Source organism: Psychrobacter sp. L7 (assembly GCF_002810365.1).
In the GTDB taxonomy this organism is placed as follows: Bacteria; Pseudomonadota; Gammaproteobacteria; order Pseudomonadales; family Moraxellaceae; genus Psychrobacter; species Psychrobacter celer.
The window spans coordinates 54,939-80,275 of the sequence record NZ_NEXR01000004.1 but is presented as its reverse complement, the minus strand read 5'-3'; the positions used below and the strand labels follow the sequence as shown (position 1 = coordinate 80,275).

Genomic DNA, 25,337 nt, shown 5'->3' with positions numbered 1-25,337 from the left:
GTGGTATGAGCAGCTTGAGATATTATTGATAAGTCAAAAAATGGCCTGGCAAAATCGGATAAGAGCAAAAGCAGACGGTGTCTTGATAGACTATTGTTTTATCATGTCGCTATAGCAAGCTATTAACACCGATGATGTCAGACCCAATAGCTAAAAACTGGCCAAAAATTTCAACAGTAAAAAATCTAAAAAGGATGGGCGGTAATGAGTGAGCAGTCACCAGAACAACATATGAATAACTCCAATCAAACCACGACAGACACAAACGATGCCGCAACCGAAAAAGCGTTTTTGGATAATATTCGTCAAAGTATCGATGCAGTAGACTGCAAAATTCAAACGTTGATCAATGATCGTGCCAAATTGGCTCAGCAAGTGGCTGTCGTCAAAAAAGAACACCTCGCGAGTAATGTCGCCGCCACGACCGACAGCAACCCTATTTTTTATCGTCCAGAGCGAGAGGCACAAGTACTAAAAGCCGTCATGGAGCGCAATACTGGCCCTATCGCTGACGAAAAAATGGCCCGTCTGTTTCGTGAGATTATGTCTGTATGCTTGGATTTAGAAGCACCGCAGCGCATTGCGTTTTTAGGGCCTGTCGGTACCTTTACCCATGCAGCTGCGCTCAAACACTTTGGCAAAGCCGCGGATACCGTGCCGATGACCACCATCACCGATGTGTTTCGCGAAGTCGAAGCGGGCACAGCGATGTATGGCGTGGTACCTGTTGAAAACTCTTCAGAAGGGGTGGTCAATCACACGCTAGATGGCTTTTTGTCCTCTTCATTAAAAATCATCGGTGAGGTTGAGCTGCCTATTCACCAAAACTTCTTGGTCGCGGAGCACACCAAGGTCGATAGTCTCAGCCGTATTTATTCGCACCAGCAGTCACTGGCTCAGTGCCGTCATTGGCTTGATGTCAACTTTCCAAACGTCGAGCGTGTGGCGGTATCGAGCAACGGAGAGGCGGCGCGTCGCCTCAAAAACGAGTGGCATTCTGCTGCTATCGCGGGGGACGTTGCTGCAGCAGAGTATGATTTGCACAAGCTGTATACCAACATAGAAGACAATCCTAGCAACACCACACGTTTTCTGATCATCGGTCACGAGGCGATTGCGCCATCAGGTCAAGACAAAACCTCTATCGTGGTATCGGCACACGACAAAGCAGGGGCGCTGATCGAAATCCTAAAGCCACTGTCTTATCATGGTGTATCGATGACCAGTATCGAGACGCGTCCTGAGCGCCCGAATAAATGGGCTTATGTGTTCTTTATCGATATGAATGGTCATATTGATGCGCCAAATGTGAGCGCAGCGATTGCCGATATTCGTCCACTGGTAAAAGATTTGCGTATACTTGGCTCATACCCCAAAGCGGTATTGTAAGCTGATCATCGGCCGCAAATGGATCATACTAAGCAGTAGATGTGTCATCATCTCTAAGGATAAACCATGGCATCACCTCAAGCGACATCATCAAGTTTAGCCCCGCTTACCTCTGCGTATGACAGTATCTTAGCGCTGACGCCTTATCAGACTGGCAAGCCGGTCGAGGAGCTGACGCGCGAGTATGGGGTTTCAGATGTCGTAAAGCTGGCCAGCAATGAAAACCCATTGGGCTGCTCGCCGCATGTGACATTGGCGATTACCGAGCAGCTGGGTCAACTGGCACGCTATCCTGATGGCAATGGCTATTATCTCAAGCAAGCGCTGGCGGATTTTAATCGTGTGGATGTTGAGCAGATTACCCTAGGTAATGGCTCCAATGATCTATTGGATCTCTTGGCGCGTGGCTTTGTCAGTTGCGACGATACCATTGTGTATAGTCAGTATGCCTTTGTGGTGTATTCGATGCTGGCGAAGATACAAGGTGCTACTGGGATAGAGGTGCCCACGCCGCGGTTTGGTCATGACTTAACGGCCATGCGTCAAGCCGTCGCCGACCATCCAAATACCAAGGTTGTGTTTATTGCCAATCCCAATAACCCAACAGGCACCCAGCTTGGGCAAAAAGAGCTACGTGAGTTTGTCGCTAGCGTGCCAGCTTCGGTACTGGTGGTACTCGATGAGGCGTATATCGAGTATAGCCCTAAGAGTAATAATAGGGCGCTGCTTGATGAGTTTGACAATGTGGTTATCGTTCGTACGTTTTCTAAAGCTTATGGGCTGGCGGGTCTGCGCGTGGGCTACGCGATCAGCTCAGTGCCAGTCGCAGATTTATTAAACCGTATTCGTCAGCCATTTAACGTCAGCCGTGTGGCATTGGCCGCCGCCGCTGCTGCACTTGCCGATCAAGACTTTATCGAAGCCACTCGCTTGAGCAATGCTGAGCAAATGCGCTGGTTAGAAAAACAGTTTGACGCGCTAGGGCTGGGTTTTATTAAGTCGCATGCCAATTTTATCATGGTAAAGTTCGAAGTCGAGATGGAAGACATCAACGCTATGTCTATCCATCAAGCATTGCTAGAGCAGGGGGTGATTGTACGTCCTTTGGCCGCATATGGACTCCCGAACTGGCTGCGTATCACGGTAGGTCTGGCTGAAGACAATCTGCGTTTGATTGATACGCTACGCTCGATTTTGACCGAGGACTGATCACTGGCAACTGGTACTGATAAAGAGGGCGGACCAGCCCATCTGAATCCCGATAATATCATGGCACTCATGCAGGCGTGCCTTTGCGACTTAATGCCAATTTGTGAAATACAAACTACCGTGAGTCGCCATAAAAAAGATAAAAAATAAGAATCCTATGCAATCCTCTTTTGATAAAACCCCTTTATTATTTAAACAAGTTTGCGTGATCGGTCTTGGGCTGATTGGCGCAAGCCTCGCCCAAGCCATCAAGGACAATGGGCTAAGCGAGCGCTTGGTTGCGGTCGATAGACATGTGCCAAGCGTGGAGGAAGCCATAAAACATGGCTTGCTCGATGCTGGTAGCACACGCTTGACTGACGTGGTGGCAGGCAGTGACTTACTGATCATCGCCGTACCGGTGCAAGCGGTGCAAGCCGTATTTACCGATATCAAAGCTGCAATGGACAACGGCCAGCTGGCTACAGATTGTATCATCACGGACGTCTGTAGTACCAAGGTCAATATCATTGAGGCAGCAAAATCGGTATTTGCTGCACTGCCAACAGGGTTTGTACCCGCGCATCCGATTGCTGGGGCGGAGAATTCAGGGTATCATGCCAGACGCGCCAATTTGTTTGTCAACCACAGCGTGATAATCTGTGAGCTCGCCACCACCAGCTCTTCTGCGATTGCAAAGCTGCAACAGTTATGGGAGGCAGTGGGTGCGACTGTCATGCCGATGGCCGCCGATCATCACGATGCAATATTGGCGCATACCAGTCATTTGCCGCACCTACTGGCGTTTAATCTGGTCGAGCAATTGGCGAGTCATGATGACAATTTGGATATGTTTCGCTATGCCGCTGGTGGGTTCCGCGACTTTACCCGTATCGCTGCCAGCGATCCTAAGATGTGGCATGATATATTTTTTGCCAACGAGCGCGCGATTATCAGCGCCCTTGATGAGTACGGCGTCTATCTACAGACCATGCGTCAGCTTATCATTGATAAAGATTCAACCGCCCTGATGGGGCTTTTGGGCCGCGCGCAAGCCGCACGGCGACATTTTGGCCATATGTTAGCCAGCACCCCTTATACGGATACCTCTGCTATGTCAGCTTCTTATAATATCACCCCTAGCAACACCGTCTCTGGCACCATTACCATTCCTGGAGACAAATCTATCTCGCATCGCAGCATCATGCTTGGCAGTTTGGCCACAGGTGTGACCAACGTTACTGGATTTTTGGAGGGAGAGGATGCGCTGGCTACCTTGCAGGCGTTTCGTGATATGGGCGTGAGCATTGAAGGCCCTGATAAAGGTAAATTGACCATTCACGGCGTCGGTATGCACGGACTAAAACCCAGCAAAACACCACTGTATATGGGCAACTCAGGCACCAGTATGCGCCTGCTAGCCGGTATTTTAGCGGCACAGTCATTTGATAGTGTGTTGACTGGTGATACCAGTCTAAACAAGCGTCCGATGGAGCGGGTGGCAGCACCGTTACGTGACATGGGTGCGGTGATTCAAAGCACGGGTCATGATGGTACCGCGCCGCTAAGCATCACTGGCCGTGATACGGTTGGCCAGCCGCTGCAAGGGGTAGAGTATGACATGCCAGTTGCTTCTGCTCAGGTGAAGTCTTGCTTGCTATTGGCGGGACTGTGGGCAAACGGCACCACGACGGTCATCCAACCTGAAGTTAGCCGTGATCATACTGAGCGTATGCTCTCAGCCTTTGGCTATCCTGTGACCGTCGATGGCAATCATGTCAGTATCGAAGGCGGTGGTACACTCACAGGTGGCGATATCGCTGTGCCTGCGGATATCTCTTCCGCCGCCTTCTTTATGGTCGCCGCGGCCATCAGTCAGGGTAGTGAACTGACCCTAACGCAAGTGGGTATTAACCCGACGCGTACCGGCATCATTGACATCTTAAAGCTGATGAATGCTGATATCAGCCTAAGCAATGAAACCCATGTCGGCGGCGAGCCAGTGGCGGATATTACTATTCGCAGCTCAAACCTGCAAGGTATCGATATTCCAGAGTATCTAGTACCACTGGCGATTGATGAGTTCCCAGTACTGTTTATCGCTGCCAGCTGTGCGCAAGGTCGTACGGTGTTGACTGGTGCTAAAGAACTGCGCGTGAAAGAGTCCGATCGTATTGCTGTCATGGCAGATGGTCTACAAACCCTCGGTATTGATTGTACAGTGACTGAGGATGGTCTGATCATTGAAGGCAAAGGTAGTGCAGGTGTAGGTCAAAGTGAAATAAATAACAGCCAACCTGTTTTTGGCGGTGGACATATTACCTCGCATCATGACCATCGTATCGCCATGAGCTTTGCGGTTGCTAGCTTGCGCGCATCCAAGCCGATCACCATCGAAGGCGTTGAGACGGTCAATACCAGCTTTCCAGGATTTGCCGAGCTTGCCAATCAAGTAGGCATGTCTATTGAGGTTCACGATAGCCGCGCCTAACAGCGTTAGGACTTTTACCAGGTATTAAACGCCATAAGGGTTCAAATACCGTTATCGTCAGCAATGCATTGATACTGTTATGAGTGTCAATGCATTGCTTTTTCACTTTTATTCTATCTGTAGTAACCCTGTGCTTTTGCCGCTCGCCTAAATACGCTCATCATCAGGCGCAGTCTGCAACAGTACGCTTTGCTCTAAATTAAGTTGCACTGACTTATGACCACTCAAAATGTCATCAAAAAACCCGTGACGCCTATCAAAACCACCAGACGTGGTATTGTCACCGCGCTTATGGCCTTTTTTATCTGGGGCGGGTTTCCTTTATATTTTAAACAGTTGGCCGCCTATGACGCCACTGAGATCATCGGGCACCGTATCGTCTGGACCTTTGCTTGTCTGCTGCTTGTCTTAGTCGTCACCAAACGCTGGGGCTGGATAGACACTTTAAAGAAAAACCCTAGGTGGATTGTGTTTTCGCTGATATCGGGTCTGATCATTGCCACCAACTGGCTGACCTATGTTTGGGCGGTCAACCATGACCGCATACTTGAGGCCAGTTTGGGCTACTTTATCGGGCCGCTGGTAGGAGTGGCGCTCTCGATGATTTTGTTCAAAGAGCGCTTGCGGACACTGCAATGGGTGGCGATTGGTTTTGCGCTATTGTCTGTGATTATTCAGGTGGTGATGATTGGGAGCTTACCTTGGATTTCGCTGATACTGGCGTTTAGCTTTAGCACATATGGTACCATTCAGCGGCAAACACCGCTGAGCGCCATCGATGCGATGTTTGTGGAGACGACGATGCTGGTACCGATGTGCCTGTGGTGGTTTTGGCAGGCCGATGTGGTGAGTAGTCAGATCAGTTTTTGGTTGTCATCAAACATTTGGCTATTGATGCTGGCAGGTCCCATCACTTTGATACCGCTATTGTTATTTAATAAATCAACCAAGCTGGTGGCTTATAGTATTTTAAGTTTTATGAACTATTTGACACCGACCTTTATTTTCTTTTTGGCAGTATTTTACTATAAAGAGCCATTTGACTTGCACCGTTTGGCCGTCTTTGGCTTGATTTGGGTTGGTCTATTGTTGTTTAGCATTGATTTGTGGCGTCATCGCCCAAGTAAGATGCTAAAGGCTGCGCGTTTGCGCCAAAAGGCATGATCATCTGTCTGCTATAAACTTCCTAAAAAACCAGTAAACAAGGATAAAAGCATGTTGCATACTCAGTCCGACGTGGTATTTGTCAAAGGCTTGAGGGTAGAGGCCGTCATCGGTGTCTATGAATGGGAGCGCGCTATCACCCAGCCGCTGCAGATCGATATCGCGCTTGAGACGGATATCAGCGCTGCCGCCGCCTCAGATAATGTGCAGGATGCGCTAAATTATAAGGCGGTTTGTGATGATGTCAGCGAGTGGTGCCAAGCCATTCAAGCAAGGCTACTTGAGCATCTGGCTGAACAAATCGCAGATAAGCTGCTTGCCAAATACGCTTGTCATAAAATCACGCTGAGCATGGCTAAGCCGACGGCAATCAAGCACGCAGACGCCGTTGGGGTGCAAATCACCCGATCTGCAAAAGCCAGTAATAGCGAGCAGCCTGCCAGCCAAAGTCATGATGCATAAGACGCCTAAAATGTTTAAAACGTATGAGAGGTATAAAGGTCTGGCTGGTGTGAATCTTGCGGGTCTAGAGATACATGAGCCTGAACAGCTGCAAACGCACGCGGTGACAGCAGTGGTACTGGCTTTGGGCAGCAACTATCACGCTGACTACTATTTGCCTGATGCACGTGAAAAACTGGCCACATTTGGCCGTATGCAGCTCTCTACGTCTTTTCAAAACCCTGACTTTACCGCCACTCAAGAGCAGCCAAAGCCTGACTATACCAATCAGTGTGCGTATTTATCTCTGGATACGGCGATGAGTTTGCAGGAGCTACAGCAGGCTTTTAAACTCATTGAAAGTGACTGCCATCGGCAGCGTTTAATAGAAGCGCAAACCTCTATAAAGCAAGTCACCATGGATATTGACATTTTACTTATACAAACTGGTCTTAACAAAAATAGCCTAAGCAATAAATCAATATCTACAAAAATAACGAAAGATTCAGAACAATGGATAATAATGGCGGATCGTTATCCATTCAAAGCACACGAGACAGCAGGGGTTGAGGAGTTGATTTCAAAGAGCGGTTTTATCGGTTAAAAGGCTTTAAAACTTTTCCAAACACCAAAAAAAGCTGGGCAAAATACCCAGCTTTTATGGACATTACGCTTACTACTGCGCTGTCAAACCACCATCAATAACAAACTCCGCGCCCGTCGAGTAGCTTGAGTCATCTGATGCTAAAAATAGTACCATGTTGCTTACTTCCTCTGGCTGCGCCACCCGCCGCATCGGAATGGTCTTGGCAAAGGCCTCAACCGCATCTTTGGTATCGCCTTGCATAATCATCGGGGTAGCAATGACGCCGGGATGAATGGAGTTGACGCGAATACCGTGCGGGGCGCACTCTAGCGCTGCCGCCTTTGTCATACCGCGCACCGCAAATTTAGAATCGGTATAGCCGATAGCACCGCCAACCAAGCCATTAATCGATGAGATGTTGATGATCGAGCCTTGTTTGGCGGCTTGCATTACTGGAATGACGGCCTTCATACCCAAAAAGACGGATACTTGGTTAATCTCTAGAATCTTGCGGTAGTCTGCAACCGAGGTGTCTAGGATAGATTTGTGTGTGGTGATGCCAGCATTATTGACCAATACATCAATTTGACCAAATTTTTCTTGAGTTGCGTTCGCGACTTTTGACCAATCCTCTTCATCGGTGACGTCATGCTTGACAAATAAGGCGTTATCACCAAGCTCCTTGGCCAGCGCCTCACCTTTTTCAGCGTTGATATCGGTCAATACGACTTTTGCGCCTTCTGCCAAACACAAGCGAGCATGAGTCTCGCCCATACCCTGAGCTGCGCCTGTAATGATTATAACTTTATCTTGTAGACGTGCCATGGTATCTCCTAGTGTTATTTTATTTATAAGTATAGTGCATCTGCTTTAAAATAAGTTCGTCCTACGAGCATTCATTTTTCTTGTGTGCTGTGCCAACGCTGCTCGATGCGGCGCAAAATGCATACCAGTAGCACGTGATATCAATTGTGCCAATTTTATGTGCGATTGACTATATTAAAAGAGTATCAGAGGCTACGGTAGGTCATTAGGACTTGTTTTTTTCGTCAGTCAGCTCTTCCATGTCAGAGAGGCCGATCACATCTAAATCTTCTAAACAAAGCTTGTCATACTTCTTTTTGCAAAAATCAGGATCAATCTCGCACATGGCGGTTTGCAGCTGATCTAGGCGATTTTCTGACTGCTGAATATGCTCAAGCATTTTTGCAAACGCTTCGGCCACTGGGTCTTGAGAAGAGGGGTCGATACCATAAGCTTGAAAAGTAGTGCGGCGCTTGGCTTTGGCCGATGTGCTTTGCGCTTGGTCTTTGCCGGTGTCGCCTTCGCCTGCTTGGGCTACTTTCTCTTGTTGTTTGGCGTCTTGGACTTTAGTGGCGATGGGGTTGCCTTTTTCATCGTGATGATCGGATATCATGCGCGCTGCGCTGCCGACCATGGTAGCGCCGGCTGGCACAGGTTTGACCACCACCGCATTTGAGCCGATTTTGGCATTTTTACCGACAGTAAATGGCCCCAAAACTTTTGCGCCAGCGCCTACGGTCACGCCGTCTTCTAACGTTGGATGGCGTTTGCCGTTATTCCATGAGACGCCGCCGAGAGTGACGCCGTGGTATAAGGTGACATCGTTGCCAATCTCTGCAGTTTCACCGATGACCACGCCGACACCGTGGTCGATAAAAAACCGCTTACCGATTTTGGCTGCAGGGTGAATCTCGATACCAGTGACGATACGCGAGCCGTAAGAGATCACACGGGCGGCCAGTTTTTGTTCGTGATTCCAGAGATAATGAGCGCCGCGATGCAAGATAAGCGCATGAATACCAGGATAGGTGAGAATGACCTCCAGACTATTGCGTGCGGCAGGATCACGGTTGAATACCGCATCGACATCTTCTTTTAGGTCTTTTTTGATGCTGGCAAGCGATTTGAACAATTTGGCTGGCAATGACATAAAGTGTCCTATCTGTTGGTCGGTCTGTTGGTCCGTTTATTGGTCGGTAAAGTATGGCGGTGTGGTCAGTGTTGGGTGCTAATCCTGATGCTTATTCTATATACTTATTTCTATGCACTTATTTCTATGTACTTACAATCTGAGCCATCCAATATAACACGCCCTAATAATAGCAGGCTATCGCTGGCCGACCAAACCCAAAAAATCTGTACTGGTGGCTTTTATTATGATGATTGGGGTCTATCTTTTAAAAGCTTGGCGATAAGTGCGCTTAACAGCTGATACTCTTTTTGATCCAGCTGTAAGCGCGAGCCGAGCCGCGATAGCCGCGCTGGTAATGATTTTAGATTTGTGCTGTCTGCCAGCCCCTGCTGCACCATCAGCGCTGTCATGCGCTCGGTCAACTGCTGTTGCTGCTGCTGAGTGATGGCCGGTTCATCCCACTGTTGGCGTAATGTCATATCAATCATCGAGCGTGCTGCGGCTTTATTAGAGTCAGCATTAGCCTTTGGGCTCGTCGCTGTCTGAGTGTGGGTTTGCGCATAAGCAAAGATGAAGCTGGCAATCACTTGTACCGCTGAGGCGACATTAAGTACCGGATAGGCAGGGTTGGCATCGATTTGGATATGGTAATCGGCATAGGCCAGCTCTTCATTGGTCAAACCACGGTCTTCGCGGCCAAACAATATCGCGATATTTGGTTTGTGGGTGCCAGCAGTATTATCCTGTGCGGTCTCGGCCGTGGTCTGAGGCTGATAGGTGGATTGACTATCGATAAAATCAAAAATGATTTTGGCCGCTTGTGTGGGCGTGACGACAGGGCGCGGCATATGACGACTGCGACTGCTAGCTGCAAACACCAGCTGACAATCAGCGATCGCCGACTCTAGCGTTGGGGCAATCACAGCCGCTGACAGCAGTTCATGGCCACCTGCAGCGTGCGATACACTGGTCTCATCGATAGGCCGCTTAGGGTCGACGACTGTCAAGCGTGACAATCCCATCGTATGCATGGCCCGTGCCGCTGAGCCGATATTGGCAGGCAAGGTGGTATTGACCATGACGACCTGAATACAAGATAAGTAGTCGTCTATGCTTGTTGCTGGATGGTTGATTGGCATGGATGATGGCGACGTTGTCACTGATAAAGGACTTTGGCTCATTTATTGCTCCATGCGCTGTTTGATGGTTTGCTCAGCGCATTGTAGCGCTGCTGCGATATCCTCGATCAGCGCCGCCTGCTCACCGATACGCTGCTCACGGCACCGCTCTTGGAGTTGACTACTAAGACGCATCAGCTGGGTCGTCCCCAGATTAGCACTGGCGCCTTTTAGGGCGTGGGCAATCTCAAAACCATTGGCATTATCGTTTTGTTGTTGCGCGATGCGTAGGCTGTGGATGCGCTGCTGGCTGTCAGTGAGATATACTTGAATCAAATCGGCAAAGTCCTCTTCGAGCAAGTCACGCATGTCTTCAAATTGCTCATCATTGAGGATCTCTACAGTTTGGTCGGCGGTATTATTATGTGGGTTCTCATCCATGGTATTAGGTCCAATATTGTCAGTTAAATCAGTTAAATCAGTTAAATCAGTTAAATCAGTTAAATCAGTTAAATCAGTTAAATCACAAGCAATAAAATTGCTATCGTCAAGGGATAGAGTAGACATCGCTATAGGAGGCCACGGCTAAAAGCCCAGCGTCAGCTATAATGAAAATGTAAGTTGTCCTCATTCACCATGCTTTTTAGTTGTTGTAAATTGTCATCATTTGGATAGATGCGCCAATGCTCAGAGAGTCCTACATTGGCGATGCCATACGTTTCATAAATGCTCAGGCCAAGCGGCAGACAGTTATCATGAATGGAGGCGTCAGTGTTACTCAGCGCATTATTGCTATAAGGGCTGCCATTTTGCAGCGCGTCTTGTTGCATGTCATGCTCTAGCGCCAATAAGTCATTGCCATCCTCATCATATAAGCTCCCACCCATCGCAGGATCGTAGTTGCCATTGAAGGTCGCATCGTCTGGCTCATCTTGCTGAGTCAAGCTAGGCGCGGGGATGATATCAGCTTGGGCGGACTTGAGTATCGGCTGTAGGCGTGAGAGTAGGCGCGTGTCACTGCCGTGGATTTTGATACTGATTTTTTTGAGCCAACGCAGGCGCGCATCTACCATACTCATGGCATTATCAAGACGGGCAAATAGGCGTCCATCACGCTCCCGGATGCTGCCTTTGATAATGACCACTTCATCCACCTTCAGCTGGTCTTTGACGCGATTGAAACGCTCAGCATAGCAGCTGACCTCTAATCGTGAGGTGCCATCATCTAAAGTAATGACATTTCGATTGCCAAAGTTGGCAATATCGATAATAAGGCCGGCAAAGTAGCAGCTGCCGTTATAGCCTGTGTCTGTGAGCTTATCAAGGCGGGCGCCAGAGGTATAGTGTTTTAGCTCATCCAAGTACTCATTGATCGGGTGCCCAGTTAGGTATAGCCCTAATGTGTTTTTTTCTGCTTTGAGGCGGTGCTTGTCACCCCAGATCAGCTCTGGCGTCATTTTGAGCGGTGGGGCGGCGACCACACCGTCCATCTCGCCAAACAAGTCCATCATGCCAAGCTCATTGTTTTGGCGGTCTTGCTCCGCGGCCTGTACTGCGCTTGGCAGCTGACTCATGAGTGCGCCGCGAATCTCGTAGGCGGCGTCACTTGGTAAGTCTGGTCGCAGCGTCGCGGCAAAGTCATCAAAACAGCCAGCACTAACCAGTGCCTCAAGCGTGCGTTTATTGACTTTTTTGATATCGACACGGCGGCAGAAGTCATATAAGTCTTTAAACGGCCCACCGCGGCGGCGCGCATCGACGATAGACTCCACCGCACCTTCACCCACGCCTTTAATTGCGCCAAGTCCGTAAATAATATTGGTCGGCGTATCAGCGACAAAGTGCCACTCACTGCGGTTTACCGATGGATTGTCTACAGTCAAGCCAAAGTTTTCACGGCAGTCATTGATAAAGAACACCACGTTGTCGGTGTTGTTCATATCGGATGTCAGTACCGCGGCCATAAATTCGGCAGGGTAGTACTGCTTGAGATAAGCGGTCTGATAAGCAAGGACGCCATAAGCAGCAGAGTGCGAGCGGTTGAAGCCATAACCGGCAAATTTTTCCATCAAGTCAAAGACGCCGCCTGACGTTGCTTCATCGATGCCTTGTGCGGTGGCACCGGTGACAAAAATATCACGCTGTTTGGCCATCTCTTCAGGTTTTTTCTTACCCATGGCGCGGCGTAGCATATCCGCGCCACCCAAACTGTAGCCGGCCATGACCTGCGAGATTTGCATGACTTGTTCTTGATAGACAATAACGCCGTTGGTGTTTTGCAAAATTGGCTCGAGGTTGGGATGGTCATAAATGACCTCTTCGCGGCCGTGCTTACGGTCGATATACATCTCTACCATACCAGCATCGAGTGGCCCTGGGCGGTAGAGAGCACACATGGCGATGACGTCTTCGATGTTGGTCGGTTGCAGTTTGGCCAAGTATTTTTTCATACCCATACTCTCTAGCTGAAAGACGGCCGTGGTCTTTGCTTCTTGCAAGAGTTTGTAGGTCTTTTTGTCATCTAACGGTAAATCTTCTAGTACCAGCGCGTCTTTGCCTTCGCGTGCGCGGCGTTGGTTGATGTTTTCGACTGCAGCATTAATAACGGTTAAGTTACGCAAGCCCAAAAAGTCAAATTTTACCAGACCGACATCTTCGACATCGTCTTTATCAAACTGGCTGACACGGTGACCCTCATCGTCACAGTAAATGGCGCTAAAATCGGTGATTTTATGCGGGGCTATGAGGACACCACCGGCGTGCTTACCGACGTTGCGGCACACGCCCTCTAATTTGACCGCCATCTCCCAAATCTCGATGGCATCTTCATAGTCCATATTGTCAGGATTGGAGATTAAGTCTTTGAGCTGCGGTTCTTGCTCGAGTGCTTGAGACAAGGTGATGCCAGGTGTTTTCGGAATCAATTTAGAGATTTTATTGGCCAAAAAGTATGACTTGCTTTGTACCCGCGCCACATCACGCACCACCGCTTTTGCCGCCATGGTACCAAAGGTGATGATTTGTGAGACCGCTTCACGGCCGTAAGTTTGCGCCACATAATCGATGACACGGTCGCGACCTTCGATACAAAAGTCAATATCGAAATCGGGCATAGAGACACGTTCAGGGTTTAAGAAGCGCTCGAATAATAGGTCGTAATGAATGGGGTCGAGATCGGTAATGTTGAGCGCGTACGCAACCAAAGAGCCAGCACCAGAGCCGCGACCTGGCCCCACAGGGACGCCGTTGGCCTTGGCCCAGCGGATAAAGTCCATAACGATTAAGAAGTAACCGGGGAATCCCATAGACAAGATAATATCGAGCTCATACTCTAGGCGCTCATCGTACTGCTTGCGAAAGTCGCTCCAGCTCTCGTCACGTTCTTCCACAGGAAAGAGCTTGTCCAATCGGTGATCAAGACCGCGCTGTGACTCTGCCCGAAAAAAAGACTCAATGGTCTCGCCCTCTGGCACAGGAAAGTCAGGCAACACGTTGATGCCTAGCGTCAGTGTCACATTACAGCGGGTGGCTAGGCGGATGGTATTGTCGACCACCTGCGGAATATCGGCAAACAATTGCGCCATTTGGTCCTGGGTTTTTAGATACTGCTCATCTGAATACAAGCGCGGACGGTTAGGGTCAGCCAGTACGTACGAGCCTGCAATACAAACGCGGGCTTCGTGAGCATCAAAGTCCTCCTGCTCCAGAAACCGCACGTCATTGTGGGCGATAATGGGCAGTTGATGCTTGGCACCAGCGTGGATAGCCGCTTTGATAAAAGCGTCTTCGCCTGAACGGTTGGTACGCTTGATCGCAAAGTACAAGCGATCAGAAAAATGCGCCTGCCACTCTGTGATCAGCACATCGGCATTTTCTGGCATAGAGCTGACTAGCGCATGTCCGACGTCTGATTTTTCGCCAAACAACACAATAACGCCCGCTGCGTGCTCTAAGATATGATGGCGCTTGATGACAGGGATGCCGTGATTATTAGGGTCGGCGCGGCCTTCGGTAAAGCCAAGCGAGACAATACGGGTGATGTTTTGATAGCCTTCGTTGTCCATGGCCAGCAGCGTCAGTCTGGTGTCTTCATCATCCATGATAACTTCACTGCCGATGATGGGCTTGATGCCAGCGCCAAGACAAGCGCGATAAAACTTCACCGTCGCGTACAAATTGGAGAGATCGGTCAACGCCAGCGCACGCTGGTTATCAGCTGCCGCCGCTTTAATAAGCGGCTTGATGCGCACGATAGAATCAGTGATGGAGTATTCGCTGTGAATGCCAAGGTGTACAAATGCCATAGAGGACTCTTATTGGTGCGGTCAATAACAATAGGTTTTATTAGCGGATTTTGCGTGGTTTATATGGGAGGTTTAGGCCTTAAAAGCCTTTGTCGCAAATGCTCAATTGAGCAGGACATCATAGCATTATTTGCTGTTGACAGCTACAGTTTCGGTGGGTGCCATACGAAATAGCCTGTCTTTGCTGGCAGGTGCTGATATGAAAAAAGCCTTCTATACTATGCTGATATAAAAGGCTTTGAGAGGAAGTAAAACGAGGTTTTTTATCAATACGTAACGCTTATCAGATAAAGACTATAAGTAAGATTCAGGCTAGATCTGATATGAATATTTGTTTAATACCCAACTACCGCTGCATCGACAATACGCGGATCAGAGGAGCCGTAGACACCATTTGGCGTTATCATAATCGACTGTGTTGAGCCCATAGCGGCTTTTGGACTGACCGTGTGTCCCATGGATTCTAGCTTTGTGATCGTATCGATATTCAGTGCTTTTTCTACTCGTATCTCATCAGGTAGCCACTGGTCATGAATACGCGGCGCGTGCGTGGCTTCAGCGATATTCATATCGTGATCGATGACGTTGGAGATGATTTGAGTGACGGTGGTGATGATGCGGCTACCGCCTGGGCTGCCAGTCACGATATACGGCTTATCGTCTTTAAATACCAGCGTCGGACTCATCGAGGATAGCGGCCGCTTATTGGCTTCTACGCTATTTGCCTCACCGCCTAGTAGCCCATAGCCATTTGGCGTGCCAGGCTTGGCAGAAAAATCATCCATCTCATTGTTTAGTAATATGCCTGTGCCGTCTGCAACCAGACCGGTGCCATAAGAGAAGTTCAGCGTATAGGTATTGGCGATTGCATTGCCGTCTTTATCCACGATAGAGAAATGCGTGGTTTGGTCGCTCTCGTAAGGCAGTGGGTTGTTGGCTTTAATCGTACTCGCTGGCGTGGCCTTGTCTGGATCAATCAAGGTGCGCAGCTGATCGGCATAGGCTTGAGAAGTAAGGCCGCTCGCTGGCACATCGATAAAGTCTGAGTCGCCCAAATACTCTGCACGGTCAGCATAAGCCAGTTGCATTGCCTCCGCCATCAAGTGAATGGTTTGCGCGCTATTGTGACTATAGTCTTTTAGTGGATAGCCTTCTAAAATGTTTAAAATCTGCACGATGTGAATACCACCAGAGGAGGGAGGCGGCATAGAGACGATCTTATAGCCACGGTAGTCGCCTGTCACAGGCGTACGAGCGATGGCTTCATAATTGGCCAAATCCTGCAAGCTCATGCGACCGCCAGCCTCATTAACGGCTTTGACAATACTGCGCGCGGTCTCACCTTTATAAAACCCATCAGCGCCTTGAGTGGCAATGAGCTTTAACGAGCGGGCAAGCTCTGGTTGATACAAGCGCTCACCAGGTTGATACGCACTGCCATCAGGTTTAAAAAACACCTTTTTGGTGCTGGGCCATTTTTGCAGGCGATCGCTTAAGGCTTCTAGTGACTCCGACAAGCCAGCGGTGACTTTTATGCCATCTTCAGCCAGTGCGATCGCTGGTGCCATCACTTGCTCGCGGCTCATGGTGCCATGGTCTTCTAGTGCTTTGAGCAGCCCTGCGACGGTCCCTGGTACGCCGACAGCTAAGCCATGAAAGCGAGACAAATCACTGACCGCATTGCCGTCCTTATCGAGATACATATCACGCGAGGCACTGCTTGGGGCTTTTTCGCGGTAATCGAGCGCCACCGTTTCGCCTTGCTCAGCATCATAAATCATCATAAAACCGCCACCGCCGATGTTGCCCGCCCGCGGTAGTGTCACGGCTAAGGCAAAACCCACCGCAACGCCAGCATCGACAGCATTACCACCGTCTTTTAGAATCTGTAAGCCAATATCAGAGGCCAGTGCTTCTTGAGAGGCGACCATGCCGTTTTTGGCCCAGACGGGATGATGAATGGCGTCCTCGGAGTAAATAGCTGGGTCGGTTTTTGTTTTATTGGTTGTGGATGTCAGCGTATTGATTTTCGCTGGTGTGATGCGCTTGGTTTCAGACAAGACTGTCGGATTGTCGCTCATGATGGCGAGGTTGATCGCACTGGTGTTGATTGAGGTATTATTTACCACCTTGGCAGCAGTTGGTGTTACTGGTTCAAATGCGTGCGCTGATACAGATAGCAATAATGTACTGCTAGCAATGAGCATCGCAGATTTTAATGTGGTGATGATGGGTGGTTGAGAGTGGCCAGACAGATTTGGCATGGCAAAGTCCTTTTTATGTGAGTGGTAAAGTTTGGGTATTTCATAAGTCTAAGTAAGAGGTTTTTTATATAGTCGATACACTCTAAAAATGTCATAGCGCTACTGGGATGAATTTTGCGCAGCCTCTGGGAACGCAGCACGCAAGTAAAATTTATACCAGTAGCGCGTTTAAATCCATAACAGTTTTACATTCAGCTAACTATATATAAAAAATACAAAATATGAGAGGGCAGGTTCTAATAGTTGACTTCCTCCCCTCCCTAAAGTGAGGGGATTCCTACTAAAGACGGCCAAGCCCGGCCGCGAGAATGTTTTTTGCTCCATTAACGTCACGTTGATGGGTCGTTTTACAAGAACGACAAAACCACTCTCTTATACCAAGACCTTCTCTACCTTTCGGACTGTCTTGGCGGGAGCCGCAACACGAGCAGGTTTGGGTGCTGTACGCTTCATTGACTTCAATATAGTGGCAACCTGCGTTCGCGCATTTGTAGTCCAGTTGCCGCTTAATCTCAAACCAACCAGCGTCATAGACGGATTTGGCCAGTTTGGATGAAGTAAATGAGTTTGATTTGATCTTTCCAACAACGATTAGGCTGTTGGCCTTAACAAGCTTTGATGTGAATTTATGGATTAAGTCTTGGCGGGTGTTTTTAATCTTGGCGTGAATCGCCTTAACCCGCTTTTTGTTTTTAGCACGTTGGGCAATGGCCAGTTTTTCTGCGTATTGATGGGTCAGCTTAGTGGTTAGAACATCGCCATTACTACTGACCGCTGAATCCTTACAGCCTAAATCAATACCGACTTGGCTCGTGCCACACTTAATCTTTGGAAAGTCTTTAACGGTGACACAGGCGTACCAGTGACCCCGTGCGTCTTGTACTAATTCGCAAGTGTTGATGTTGTAGAGGGCTAAATTGTAGCTATCCCACAGATCAATGATCAGCTTTTGGCGGTTAGCAAGGCTTAGCTGAATAGTAGATTTAAGGCTTTTCTTGCCTGACTGACGGGTTGCTAGGTGCTTAATGGCGGTCTTTTTAAAAGGAATCCAGCCCAAGCTTCTTCTCTTGGCCTTTGGATTATTGGTACGCCAGTTTAGTTTGGCTTTTTTAAACTGTTTACGAGCCTTGGCATGGGTTTCGGTCACTGCTTGCAAGGTTTGACTGTGCAAGTTTAAATACTCGCCACTGCCTTTGGTATAAGCGGCCAAATCATAAGCTGAAAAGAATTTGCCTGTGCGCTGTAAATGTTTAAAACTTAGCTCATTGACGTAATTCCAGACAAAGTTGACCGCACCAGCTAAGATATTGAGCTGAGTGGCGTGTTTGTCTTTGATGCGTAGCTTGAGCGTTTTCATGGAATAATTATGATCTCAATGTATTTGGGTATCAAGGGGTTCACAATATTGTGCGACAACGACTGACGCCTGATATCCACGCCCTAGAAGGATGTGGATATCAGGCGTTAGATGATAAAAACAATACAGACTTTTGCCTAGAAACGCACGCTAATATTACTAAATTGTAACGCTTTGTGTTATAAATATCATACGCGTTTATCCTTATTTTACCCATTAAATAAAGGGACTTTTATGTCATCTACTCATAGCAATCATCGCAGTCGACAGTCTGGTTGTAGGTCGCAGCTGCATGAGGTAACTGCGCCTGTGGCGATTTATCATAAAAACAAACATCGAAATTTATCACGTACACTGGCGGCGACCGGTTGTGCGCTGCTGCTTGGTGGTACGTCATTGGTATTGATGGGCTGTCAGACAAGCGCTGGCGTCTCCTCAGGCGCGGTATCAGATGCGCTCATCGACTTTGAGATCGCAGACAGTGCAGTAAACCAAGCACAGGGGCGCGTCTTTACTGACCGTCTACAAGCCAGCTCTGCGCGCTATGAGCAACTGTTTGACCAGCAGAGCTATCCCAATATGCAGACTCAGGCAAAGACACGTTTGCTTGCTGCCATTCGTCAGCATCTCGCCAGTGAGCACGTGGCCGTCGCGCAGGCCAATTATCATATGGCACCCTTTATCGATCCAGACAGTATCGATGCTGGCGCGAGCAGTCTGCTAAGAACCATCATCGAAACTTATGCGTATCAAGAAGAGCAAGCGATAGACGACGAGGCTGCTGATGATAATAGTGAGTTTGCTGACGATGCAGATGAAGCGTTTGCTGATGATGAGTATAGCGCCAATACTAAAGACGATGGGTTGATACCGGGCGTGCAAGATGTCAAACCCAAGGCATTATTAAAGAGCTATGAAGCCATGCAAGCCGCCAAGCAGCAGCCAGTGGCGAGCGATGACAAACCGATGCCAACTACCGGCGTCATCGGTCAGATGCTTGCTATGTTGCATCGCACACCTGAGCAAATCGCTGCGACCAACGCCTATCAATATCAGCATTTGACATTTAATAGCGTCAGCCAATTCAGGCCCAAACAGCGCCAGCTACGTAGCGTCTATAGTTATGACTATGTCAGCCCAACGCTTAGCTCATCCATACAGATACCGCTCGCACTGGATTTTAATGACAGTCGTATCATGGTAGACCCATCGGCCATCATGCCGATTGTGGCGCTGGCCAGTCCTGAAAATACCCCGCTGCCTCAGGAGATGGCCTCTCATACGGTCAGCTTTGGTCTGCCTAAGAGCATCACCGAGCAGCTGCCGCCTACGGTATTGTATGATGCTGCGCTTGCTGCGATACAGAAGAGTATGACCGAGCTGGCACCAGAGTATTTTAGCGCCGTTGATATACGTAATGACGCATTTGCCAAAGAAGTGGGGGCCAGCCATGCTGTCAAGTTATATATCGGTAGTAAGCAAGGCGGTGAGCTGGTCGGCAAAATCCTAAAATATATGACCCAGTCACTACAAGAGCATGTCGATGCCAATCCGTCACAGTATCCTGATGGAGCGATGCTAAAAGCTGCACTTGCTAAGGCGCAGCTATACCATAAAGGCTATCAAAGCGCGGATGTCGGCGCACTGCTACAGCTGATTGAAGCGATCGGTCCCATCTCCTTTAATCAAACAAACTACTACTATTTGGATCGCGCAAATCAGCTACTGGCCAAGCAGCAACGGCTAAATGTCGGTAGCGATTTGATGGGTGCGACCACCAGCGTACTCAACCAAGTGCGTTATGATAAGGCCAGCTTTAACGACCATGCGCTCACACCTTTATTGGCCGAGTCTTTTGGGGCAAATGCCAAGCCTGCCATCGATGGCAACGCGTGGCTTGCGAAGATACGCCAACAAAAAGACAGACTGCGAAGCGCTCGTTATGCACGCTATGACTACGAGTATGATGATGAAAATCGTTACGATGTTGATAATACTGATGAAGAGGGTAGCGTTTATGACAGTGGTAATAGTGAGGACTGGAACGACAACGATGAGGCATTGTATGACGATGCGGCCAAGTATGGCATCGATAGCAAGCTAGCGGATCAGTAGGTCTGTCTTGTTAACTCTCCCTATTAAGGATAAAAAATGAAAAAATCCCAGCAAACTCATACCAGCCGCCCGCCACGTGCATCTACTATTATCAATGGTCATGCGGTATTTGCCAGCGCGCTTGTCGCAGGCGCGGCGTTATTGACAGGGTGTCAATCGACCAGCCTTGGACAGTCTAATGCCATGACGGCTACCCAAACCTCAGTAGCTGCCAAAACAGCCGTCGCAAGCGCGCTACAAGCGCAGCGTCGCCAGTCCTTTCGTTATCATAGCAACCTTGAGATTAGTAATAAGCAGCAGTTTGACGGTATAACGTCTCAAAGCACTACCCACAATGGTGCTAACAACCCAGTCACTACTGATGATATCTATCAATACTGCGAAGATACGCATGACGAGGCCTATGCGGCATTATTGGCGCAGGCAGAAGGACAAAAGCAAGATATATCGGCGACAACATATGACGCTCAGCGTGCGACCATCAAACAATCCTATCTAGCCTGTACGGATGCCTATCAAGCATGGCAAGACAGCCAATACGACAGTGAGGTAAGTGTGCCTGCTGATTACCAAAAGTTGTTTGATAATTATGACGCGCAGCCAACCGCGCAGGGTATCAAAAAAGCAAAGCTACTCGATGCCTATCTACTAAAACCGTTGTCTATCAACGCCCAAGGCGTGTATCAGCCGATGGCGGGCAAAGCGACCATGCTTGCCAGTGCCCAATACCAAGCGCGTAATCATCAAAGTAGCCTCAACCAACCGGTCTATATCGATTTTAAAAACGGTGATATTTATCTATGGGCGGACAATTTTGCGATGATTAACTCAAAGCTATTGGACGACAAACTTGGCACGACATGGCAAAACAAATGGCTCAAAGTCACGCTGGACGATGGCACGTTACCCAAAGGCTTTGGCAAAGCAGTGATCACCCATCATTTTGCCGCGCTCGATGCCGCATTTGCCGCAGCGCCAGCAAGTCAGTTTGAGTACGTCGCGGCCACGTCTTTGACTGCGCTATCTCCTAAGCTGCCAGCGCACCAGATGCCCGCAATGCTGGCAAGTGAGCAAGTGATCCGCCGTACTCAAAGCGCGACCAGTCACGAGCAGTCATATCAAGAGTATATGCGTGGTTTTTATGAGCGGATAAGCGAGCAGTATCCAGAGCTTGTCAATAACAGTGCTGATGGTGCTGACAGTGCTTCTGATGTAGCGACTGACGTTTTTACCAGTAAGGCCTTGGTACAGCAAGTACTGACAATAATCAAAAACAGTATAGACGCCGCTGATGATACGGTCGCCAGCCGTACAGTAGATACTGGTGCAGAGACGCCAAACGTGCAAACGCTATACGGCATTGATAAACGTGGCCGTCTCATCTGGCAGCACCTGCGGCGTGAGTTTCCTAGCGAGACCAATCAGCATAAAGGCGTCGTGATGGATGCCATGCAGCAGTATTCTGCTATTCGTCCAAAAGACGCTGCATTTCCCAACTTACCAAGCGATGTACAAGTACCAAATGCGCGCAATAGTGTTGATGCGCGCGAGTATGGTCGCGAGCTGATGCAGTACTATCGCGATGGTAATGGCACGGCGATAGGCAAGATAATATTTAAGGCGCTACCGCTGTCGCAAGAGCGTTTGGGCGGTACTGATTAAAAGATGTTGAGCTATCATCAGAATTATACAAAAAAGCGCACCGTTATCACGATGCGCTTTTTCTGAGTGGTGTAGCGGGCAGTAATAACTACTACATGCCTTGATGCTGATGCGGCTGGCCATGCATCTCACCATGCGTAGAGCCATGCTGACCTTTTGTCATTTTTGCCATTCTCTCGTTTCGCAGTTTGGCAAGTTTGGCGCGTTGCTCCGGCGTTAACACTTGCGCGATGGCGTGCTGGGTCTGAGCATGCTCAATAAAACGCTGTTTGACTTTAGCCGCTTGCTGATCCGCTAGGCGGTTAAGCGCGGCCGTGTTCAACGTGTTGGCAGTGGTCAATGCCTGCATTTGTTGATGCATTTGCGCCCGTTCTGCTTTGTGTTGCGCGCGCTCAGCGTTACGGTCGCCATGTTTGGCCTTCATGATGGCTTTGATTTGTGCTTGCTGCGTGGCACTCAAGTCCAGCTGTGACAGTGGGCCTCGCATGCCGCCTTTCATATCGCCTTTATGCATGCCACCTTTGTGCATACCTTCTTTCATGCCGCCTTGATGATGCTTTTGCATCTTGCTGGTGGCAGGTACGGTGTCAGTCGTTGCATTGACACTGGTGCAGGCGGTGACAGCAAATACGCTAGAGGCGGCCAATACTGTGCCCATAAGTAGTTTTTTCATCATACAATCCTTTTATAATTTGAGTAAATAAACAATAAATACCTTATCTTGCCAGTGTGGCGATAAGTACGATAAGTTATTGATAGGTGCTATCTTACGACAGTTAAAGGTTGCGATACTTTATGAAGTATTAAGAAAGGTAACGTTTATGGCGTTATGATAAGTTCATGCCTGATAATATAGGCAACAAAGCGATCTTAGGCTTAAGGAGAGGAGACAGCAGTGCCAAACATACTACTCGGCGATGATGACGAAGAGTTGACCCAGTTATTACAAGAATACTTGCAAAATCATGGTATCGATTGTGACTGCGTGCACGATGGTGAAGCGGTCATGCAAAGGCTCAAAAACACCAGCACTGCCACCGCTTATGATTTGCTGGTACTCGATATCATGATGCCCAAAATCGATGGGCTCAGTGTGCTGCGGCAACTGCCGGCCATCAGTGATATTCCGGTCATTATGCTGACGGCAAAAGGCGAGGAGATTGATCGTATCATTGGGCTTGAGCTTGGCGCGGATGACTATATTACCAAACCTTGCAATCCGCGTGAGCTGTTGGCACGTATCAATGCGGTGATAAAACGCACCCGTCTTAATGCTTTTGATAGTACGTTAGAGCACATGCCGCTACCTGAGAGCCGCTTACATTTGGATCAAAACCAGCGACTCTGTCAGATAGACGGGACAGAGCTACAAGTGACAGGCACCGAGTTTGACTTGTTGCTCGCCTTGCTCAAGCAAAAAGGCGAGGTGGTGAGTAAAGCATGGCTATCAGAGCATGTGTTGCAGCGTGAGCTACAGCCCTTCGACCGCAGCCTTGATGTGCATGTCTCACGCCTGCGCAAAAAACTCCAGCCTTTTCATGATGAGCCGATAAAAGCGATTCGTGGGAAAGGCTATCAGCTGGTATTGTAATGACATATTCCGCAAATACTTCTACACTTCGACCCAGAATCACGCTGTTTTGGCGGCTGTTCTTGAGCCTGTTGCTGACGATTTTACTCACCTCTATTTTATCCATCGTGGTAGAGCGGATACTGGTCGAAAGAGCGCTGACCGCGCGTATGGAGGCGCAGATTGAGCAGTTGCTGATTAAACGTCAAGAGATGGCTACTGCGTTGCAAGCGGGCGATTTTGCATCAGTCAGGCAGATGTACCGTGAGGATCGGCGGCTGATGAGTCAAATCAGAGTCTATAACGGGCAAGGCGCTATTATCTTTCCGCGTTATCGAGACCAAGCGGACCGTCAAGACGGCAGGCAAGTTATGCCGCGTGCGCCCATGCACCAATCCATGCATCAGTCTATGCATCCGATGCCATCAATGCCATCAATGCCTGCCATGCCAAACGTAGCCGCCGCACCCGCCTTAGATCATCACCGCTCTGACGATACTGCCAGTATGCCAAACAATACTCACAATCCTTATTGGCAATCGATGATGGCTCAGCGCACGATAGCAGACCCCGAGACGCGCCCTGAGCTGGCGGATAAGACCATCGCGCTGTCAGATGGTCAATCTGTCATTATACAGCTGCGTCCGCACCTGCGTTTTGCCGATGTCGTCGCGCTACAGCGGAATAATTTTTCGGTACGTTTGCTGCTAATTATTCTCTTTAGTGTCTTGGTCTGTGTTTGGCTTAGCCGGACATTGACCCAGCGTATGCGCCGCGTCCAACATGCGGTACATCGCATGATTGCTGGTGATTATCAGGCGGATACCCAGCTGGCAAAAATGGGCGATGATGAGCTGGGTCTATTGGCAAAAGACGTGGCAAAGCTATCAAGGCGGCTGGCTGAGAGTGAGCTGGCACGCAAGCAGATGCTTAGTGATATCTCGCATGAGCTGCGCTCGCCCTTAGCGCGTCTTGATGTGGCGACCGAGCTGACGCGAGACTTTGCCCCCAATGCCAATCGTTACCTCGACCGTATCGACAAAGAGTCTGCGCGGATGAATGAGCTGATCGAACAAATCATTCATATCCAGTCGCTACAGATGCAGCAATACACCATTGATAATGTAGAAAATGACTGGGTTGATGTTTCTGAGATTATCAGTGAGATTGGACAAGATGTTTGTTTTGAATTTCAGCACAAAAACGTCCATTGGCACTGGCAGCCACCAACCCTAAAGTCGACGGTAAAGGGCAACCAAGAACAGTTACATAGTGCGCTTGAAAACGTCATTCGTAATGCTTTTATGCACACAGCAGCTGATTCAACGGTTATGGCTGAGATTAAACCAGCAGAGATAGATGGCAAAAGACCTGCCATTCAAATCCGCATCATAGACGAGGGCGGCGGCGTTGCAGAGCAAGACTTGCAGCGTATTTTTCAGCCCTTTGTAAGGCTAGACTCGGCGCGTCACCGCGACACTGGCGGCTATGGGCTAGGGCTGGCAATCGTTCATGCGGTGGTGCTGGCACATAAAGGCCAAATTGACGTTTGTAATCGTCTTGATGGTGTCCAAGGGCTGATAGTGCAGATTGTGTTACCTATTGAAATATAAAGTGTCTCATTAATGATCTACATGGTTGCCGCACCTTTTTAATAAGTAACGAATACCTGCGAAAAGATGTGCTTAGTATCAGAACAACGAACGAAAATTTGTGAAAAATGGAGGTAATTTAATATAAATAAGAGATAAT

General features: G+C 48.8%; 18 protein-coding genes. 10 read left to right on the top strand and 8 right to left on the bottom strand.

Annotated elements, in window-relative coordinates; genetic code table 11:
- Positions 1-204: 204 nt before the first annotated feature.
- The 6 genes from pheA (at position 205) to CAP50_RS06260 (ending at position 7,277) form a co-directional block, all read left to right on the top strand.
- On the top strand, positions 205-1,389 hold the full coding sequence (gene pheA / locus CAP50_RS06285; protein ID WP_075102351.1) for a prephenate dehydratase: 1,185 nt from the start codon (positions 205-207) through the stop codon (positions 1,387-1,389).
- A gap of 66 nt (positions 1,390-1,455) precedes the next feature.
- A complete protein-coding gene (hisC, locus tag CAP50_RS06280; protein WP_100749402.1) occupies positions 1,456-2,598 on the top strand; it encodes a histidinol-phosphate transaminase in 1,143 nt (380 codons plus the stop codon).
- 157 nt (positions 2,599-2,755) lie between these two features.
- A complete protein-coding gene (locus tag CAP50_RS06275) occupies positions 2,756-5,068 on the top strand; it encodes a bifunctional prephenate dehydrogenase/3-phosphoshikimate 1-carboxyvinyltransferase (RefSeq protein ID WP_100749401.1) in 2,313 nt (770 codons plus the stop codon).
- Positions 5,069-5,284: 216 nt separating this feature from the next.
- Positions 5,285-6,232 (top strand): EamA family transporter RarD, encoded by a 948-nt coding sequence (gene rarD / locus CAP50_RS06270; protein ID WP_075102354.1) that lies wholly within the window; start codon positions 5,285-5,287, stop codon positions 6,230-6,232.
- 51 nt (positions 6,233-6,283) lie between these two features.
- A complete protein-coding gene (gene folB, locus CAP50_RS06265) occupies positions 6,284-6,694 on the top strand; it encodes a dihydroneopterin aldolase (RefSeq protein ID WP_100749400.1) in 411 nt (136 codons plus the stop codon).
- Positions 6,695-6,704: 10 nt separating this feature from the next.
- Positions 6,705-7,277 (top strand): 2-amino-4-hydroxy-6-hydroxymethyldihydropteridine diphosphokinase, encoded by a 573-nt coding sequence (locus CAP50_RS06260; protein ID WP_100749399.1) that lies wholly within the window; start codon positions 6,705-6,707, stop codon positions 7,275-7,277.
- Positions 7,278-7,349: 72 nt separating this feature from the next.
- On the opposite strand, the gene CAP50_RS06255 is transcribed toward CAP50_RS06260, so the two are convergent.
- The 7 genes from CAP50_RS06255 to CAP50_RS06225 form a co-directional block, all read right to left on the bottom strand.
- Positions 7,350-8,084, bottom strand: coding sequence for a glucose 1-dehydrogenase (locus CAP50_RS06255; RefSeq protein ID WP_075102356.1), 735 nt, complete (start codon positions 8,082-8,084; stop codon positions 7,350-7,352).
- A gap of 205 nt (positions 8,085-8,289) precedes the next feature.
- On the bottom strand, positions 8,290-9,213 hold the full coding sequence (cysE, locus tag CAP50_RS06250) for a serine O-acetyltransferase (RefSeq protein WP_075102357.1): 924 nt from the start codon (positions 9,211-9,213) through the stop codon (positions 8,290-8,292).
- A gap of 224 nt (positions 9,214-9,437) precedes the next feature.
- Positions 9,438-10,334, bottom strand: a complete 897-nt coding sequence (locus CAP50_RS06245) for an RNA methyltransferase (RefSeq protein ID WP_075102390.1) — start codon at positions 10,332-10,334, stop codon at positions 9,438-9,440.
- A 42-nt stretch (positions 10,335-10,376) separates the two neighbouring features.
- Positions 10,377-10,754 (bottom strand): Hpt domain-containing protein, encoded by a 378-nt coding sequence (locus tag CAP50_RS06240; protein WP_075102358.1) that lies wholly within the window; start codon positions 10,752-10,754, stop codon positions 10,377-10,379.
- Positions 10,755-10,912: 158 nt separating this feature from the next.
- Entirely contained in the window at positions 10,913-14,617 is a 3,705-nt protein-coding gene (gene dnaE, locus CAP50_RS06235; RefSeq protein WP_100749398.1) for a DNA polymerase III subunit alpha, read from the bottom strand.
- A gap of 335 nt (positions 14,618-14,952) precedes the next feature.
- Positions 14,953-16,881 (bottom strand): gamma-glutamyltransferase, encoded by a 1,929-nt coding sequence (ggt, locus tag CAP50_RS06230; protein WP_100749397.1) that lies wholly within the window; start codon positions 16,879-16,881, stop codon positions 14,953-14,955.
- A gap of 280 nt (positions 16,882-17,161) precedes the next feature.
- Complete coding sequence (locus CAP50_RS06225) at positions 17,162-18,238, bottom strand: RNA-guided endonuclease InsQ/TnpB family protein (protein WP_100749396.1); 1,077 nt, start codon at positions 18,236-18,238, stop codon at positions 17,162-17,164.
- A gap of 234 nt (positions 18,239-18,472) precedes the next feature.
- On the opposite strand from CAP50_RS06225, the gene CAP50_RS06220 reads away from it, so the two are divergent.
- Together CAP50_RS06220 and CAP50_RS06215 are read left to right on the top strand one after the other, a co-directional pair.
- Positions 18,473-20,353 (top strand): hypothetical protein, encoded by a 1,881-nt coding sequence (locus tag CAP50_RS06220; protein ID WP_100749395.1) that lies wholly within the window; start codon positions 18,473-18,475, stop codon positions 20,351-20,353.
- Positions 20,354-20,389: 36 nt separating this feature from the next.
- Entirely contained in the window at positions 20,390-22,015 is a 1,626-nt protein-coding gene (locus CAP50_RS06215) for a hypothetical protein (RefSeq protein WP_100749394.1), read from the top strand.
- A gap of 91 nt (positions 22,016-22,106) precedes the next feature.
- On the opposite strand, the gene CAP50_RS06210 is transcribed toward CAP50_RS06215, so the two are convergent.
- Positions 22,107-22,688 (bottom strand): Spy/CpxP family protein refolding chaperone, encoded by a 582-nt coding sequence (locus CAP50_RS06210; RefSeq protein ID WP_100749393.1) that lies wholly within the window; start codon positions 22,686-22,688, stop codon positions 22,107-22,109.
- Between the two features lie 222 nt (positions 22,689-22,910).
- Here CAP50_RS06210 and CAP50_RS06205 point away from each other — a divergent pair, with 222 nt between their 5' ends.
- A complete protein-coding gene (locus tag CAP50_RS06205; RefSeq protein ID WP_100749392.1) occupies positions 22,911-23,606 on the top strand; it encodes a response regulator transcription factor in 696 nt (231 codons plus the stop codon).
- A 62-nt stretch (positions 23,607-23,668) separates the two neighbouring features.
- The gene (locus CAP50_RS06200) at positions 23,669-25,198 is read left to right on the top strand and encodes a sensor histidine kinase (protein WP_241900676.1); all 1,530 of its coding nucleotides are present in this window, start codon (positions 23,669-23,671) and stop codon (positions 25,196-25,198) included.
- Positions 25,199-25,337 lie beyond the last annotated feature (139 nt).

Excerpts from the sequence above, each read along its gene's own strand:
- pheA (WP_075102351.1), top strand. The coding sequence starts at position 205 with ATGAGTGAGCAGTCACCAGAACAACATATGAATAACTCCAATCAAACC.
- hisC (WP_100749402.1), top strand. The coding sequence starts at position 1,456 with ATGGCATCACCTCAAGCGACATCATCAAGTTTAGCCCCGCTTACCTCT.
- CAP50_RS06275 (WP_100749401.1), top strand. The coding sequence starts at position 2,756 with ATGCAATCCTCTTTTGATAAAACCCCTTTATTATTTAAACAAGTTTGC.
- rarD (WP_075102354.1), top strand. The coding sequence starts at position 5,285 with ATGACCACTCAAAATGTCATCAAAAAACCCGTGACGCCTATCAAAACC.
- folB (WP_100749400.1), top strand. The coding sequence starts at position 6,284 with ATGTTGCATACTCAGTCCGACGTGGTATTTGTCAAAGGCTTGAGGGTA.
- CAP50_RS06260 (WP_100749399.1), top strand. The coding sequence starts at position 6,705 with ATGTTTAAAACGTATGAGAGGTATAAAGGTCTGGCTGGTGTGAATCTT.
- CAP50_RS06255 (WP_075102356.1), bottom strand. The coding sequence starts at position 8,084 with ATGGCACGTCTACAAGATAAAGTTATAATCATTACAGGCGCAGCTCAG.
- cysE (WP_075102357.1), bottom strand. The coding sequence starts at position 9,213 with ATGTCATTGCCAGCCAAATTGTTCAAATCGCTTGCCAGCATCAAAAAA.
- CAP50_RS06245 (WP_075102390.1), bottom strand. The coding sequence starts at position 10,334 with ATGCCAATCAACCATCCAGCAACAAGCATAGACGACTACTTATCTTGT.
- CAP50_RS06240 (WP_075102358.1), bottom strand. The coding sequence starts at position 10,754 with ATGGATGAGAACCCACATAATAATACCGCCGACCAAACTGTAGAGATC.
- dnaE (WP_100749398.1), bottom strand. The coding sequence starts at position 14,617 with ATGGCATTTGTACACCTTGGCATTCACAGCGAATACTCCATCACTGAT.
- ggt (WP_100749397.1), bottom strand. The coding sequence starts at position 16,881 with ATGCCAAATCTGTCTGGCCACTCTCAACCACCCATCATCACCACATTA.
- CAP50_RS06225 (WP_100749396.1), bottom strand. The coding sequence starts at position 18,238 with ATGAAAACGCTCAAGCTACGCATCAAAGACAAACACGCCACTCAGCTC.
- CAP50_RS06220 (WP_100749395.1), top strand. The coding sequence starts at position 18,473 with ATGTCATCTACTCATAGCAATCATCGCAGTCGACAGTCTGGTTGTAGG.
- CAP50_RS06215 (WP_100749394.1), top strand. The coding sequence starts at position 20,390 with ATGAAAAAATCCCAGCAAACTCATACCAGCCGCCCGCCACGTGCATCT.
- CAP50_RS06210 (WP_100749393.1), bottom strand. The coding sequence starts at position 22,688 with ATGAAAAAACTACTTATGGGCACAGTATTGGCCGCCTCTAGCGTATTT.